The sequence below is a fragment of the Salinisphaera sp. T5B8 genome (assembly GCF_040361255.1).
Taxonomy (GTDB): domain Bacteria; phylum Pseudomonadota; class Gammaproteobacteria; order Nevskiales; family Salinisphaeraceae; genus Salinisphaera.
The window spans coordinates 1-2,905 of record NZ_APNG01000047.1; the positions used below are offsets into that span (position 1 = coordinate 1).

Annotated in this window: 2 protein-coding genes; one reads left to right on the forward strand and one right to left on the reverse strand. The window is 50.5% G+C overall.

Annotation, left to right across the window (positions count from 1 at the left end):
- The first annotated feature begins 51 nt into the window (after positions 1–51).
- Positions 52–1,740 carry a Tn3 family transposase gene (locus T5B8_RS19895; RefSeq protein ID WP_353180999.1) on the forward strand — a complete coding sequence of 563 codons (1,689 nt, stop codon included), beginning with the start codon at positions 52–54 and terminating at the stop codon, positions 1,738–1,740.
- 657 nt (positions 1,741–2,397) lie between these two features.
- Here the strand turns inward: T5B8_RS19895 and T5B8_RS19900 are convergent.
- The coding region (locus tag T5B8_RS19900; protein WP_353180998.1) for a hypothetical protein at positions 2,398–2,905 on the reverse strand (508 nt) is incomplete at its 5' end.

The window sequence follows — 2,905 nt, forward strand, 5'->3', positions numbered from 1 at the left end:
GCCCGAATCGCGACTGCGCGCTGCTGAGTTTCGGGGCTAATCAAGAAAGCTATTGAGTTCGTCCGGAAATTGGATGATGGCGACCTGAAAAAGCTACCCGAGAACACACCGACAGCATTCATTCCCCGCGAACTACGCCGCAGCCTTAAAGATCAAGCCGGTAACATCAATCGCAACGTTTGGGAAATGGGATTGGCTCTCGCTATGAAAGACGCCTTGCGTTCCGGCGATTTGTACTTGCCGCAGAGTAAGCAGCATGTTTCGTTCTGGGATCTCACCTTAAATGAACCCAGTTGGGATGAAACCAGACAGGCTGTCTATACCGAACTTCAACAGCCTCCACCGCACGAAGTTCGAGCCGCCATTTCAACGCAGTTCCACGAATCAGTCTCTGAAGCGAAAAAGCTGTTCGGCCTGGACAACTTCGCGGAAATTCAAAACGGCCGATTGAAACTCAAACGTGATGACAAGCTCGAGGTCCCGGATAAAGTCAACCAACTGCAAAAAGTGATCGATGCACATATGCCCAGCATACGTATCGAACAGCTTCTGATGGAAGTAGATCAAATGACACATTACAGCCGTCATTTTGTCCCTATCCAGCACCATCAATCGCGCCCCAAAGCCTTTTACAAAAGCCTGATGGCCGCCATTATTTCGCAGGCCACCAACCTGGGTGTCGTATCCATGAGCAATAGCGTTAAAGGTGTGACCGTCGATATGCTCCGGCATATCCTGCAATACTATATTCGAGAGGAAACCCTGATCAACGCCAGTGCTGAAATTGTGAATCAACACCATGAGCTGCCGTTGAGTGCGGTGCACGGCACCGGTACATTGTCCTCATCGGATGCGCAACGCTTTAAAATCCGCGCCGACAGCCTGTTGGCTTCTTACTATCCCCGCTACTACGGTTATTATGAAAAAGCCATCGGGATCTACACCCACGTTTCCGATCAATATTCAGTGTTCAGCACCAAGATTATTTCCTGTAGCCCGCGTGAAGCGCTGTATGTTTTGGACGGCCTGCTGGAAAACAACACGATTCTGAAAATCCGGGAGCACACCACCGATACACATGGCTATACCGAAATCGTCTTCGCACTCTGTCATTTGCTCGGATTCTACTTTATGCCGCGCATTCGGGATCTCAAAGATCAGCAGCTTTACCGTATTGACAAAACCGTCGATTACGGCGACCTCAACCATTTACTCACCAAAACAGCCGATCTGGCCATCATTGAGGAACAGTGGGAATATATGATGCGAGTGGCGATTTCACTGAAGCAGAAAACTGCGCCAGCACACGTCATCGTCCAACGATTAACCAATAGTTCACCTTCGGATCGCCTCACCAAAGCCTTTACGAACTTGGGGCGGATTATCAAGACCGAATACATTCTGCGGTACCTGACTGACAAAGAACTCCGTCAAACCGTCCAACGGCAACTGAATAAAGGGGAATACCGACATAAACTGCCGCGCTGGATATTCTTTGCGGATCAGGGTGAATTCACCACAGGCGACTATGAAGAAATCATGAACAAGGCCAGTAGTCTCAGCTTTGTGTCCAATGCCATTCTGTACTGGAACACCATCAAGATAAGCGACATTGTGGAGCAGCTTCGGCAGCAAGGGGAGGAAATCGACGACGAGACCTTATCTCATATCTCGTTGTTGCCCTATAAACATGTGTTACCCAACGGTACATACTTTATTGAAGATGAGGAGAAGGGATGATTCGACGGAAACCTACGGTTTCGACGTGGTCACTGGGTTCAAAACCGTAGGTTCTCGTTCAAATGCCCCCGCGGGTCCGTATAAGCAGAAACGTGCCCAGGATGCTCTCCGCCGACGTGGACACACGCCGTACATGCCTTCAAACCAGACCAGGTACTCAGACATGCCATCTGTCGGGGAACGGATGGCGCAGCGACGTGCAGAACGAGAAGCGGCCAAAGAAAGGCGATCAGCTGCGTCCGATACCGGCCGGCCGTTAGTTGACCCAAGAACTGGACAGGTGCTGCAACCGACTGGAGGGGGGAACTACGTGAATCCGAGGAACGGCGATGTCTACACTGGCGCTGCTGGCGGTGTTGTGAACACTAAAACCGGCCGGTTTTCGCCCACCCACTAATCAGTTTATAACTAGAAAAGGCGGAATATTCGCGGTTTTTCACGTTATGGCTTCTTGTAGCCGTCATCTCATCGGCGGTGCGCTGTGCTCACATACAGTAGTCGCTTGAACGATGCGGGCTATCGAGGAGGCCCGCCATCAAGCGTGTCGAGGCATTCGAGATCATTGGCGCCTCTAAGTTGACCGGGCGCCTTTACAAACGGAACGGCTGTTCTGTTTTTACGATAGCGAATAACGCTCGCGCTTACTTGCAGCTGTTGTTAATTCCTAAAAATACCCAGCCACCCCAAAAATCGTGATAAGACCCAGCCAACCCAAAATAGCACGGTCACTATAACGAGTATCCACGTCCGTTCATGTTCGCTCTGCGCGATACAGATCCCTGCAATCCCAATGTGCAGACCCGCTATTAAGAACAGGCGAACAATATCCCATAGCTCGTTATTTCGATTGTCCACGATCGGGATAAACGCAATTATGCCGAGGGCTACGCCACCACTACCAATAGCATTTTCAAACGCTAAGTACGCTTCTCCCTGATCAAGCCCGCCAAGCATTACTCCGACGCAACCAAGAGCGTATAGGACGCCAGATATCACACCTAAACCGGATACAGCTGCGCTCACTACCTTGTGTGATAAATAGGCGAGTGCGGTCGTTTTCAAAAAACCTGCGATCGCCGCCACGCAGATACCAACTATGCCGATCGCTACAAATAGGTGAGTTACTGTCAAATCTGGTGTATGAGGAAAGAAGCTAGGCGGCTTT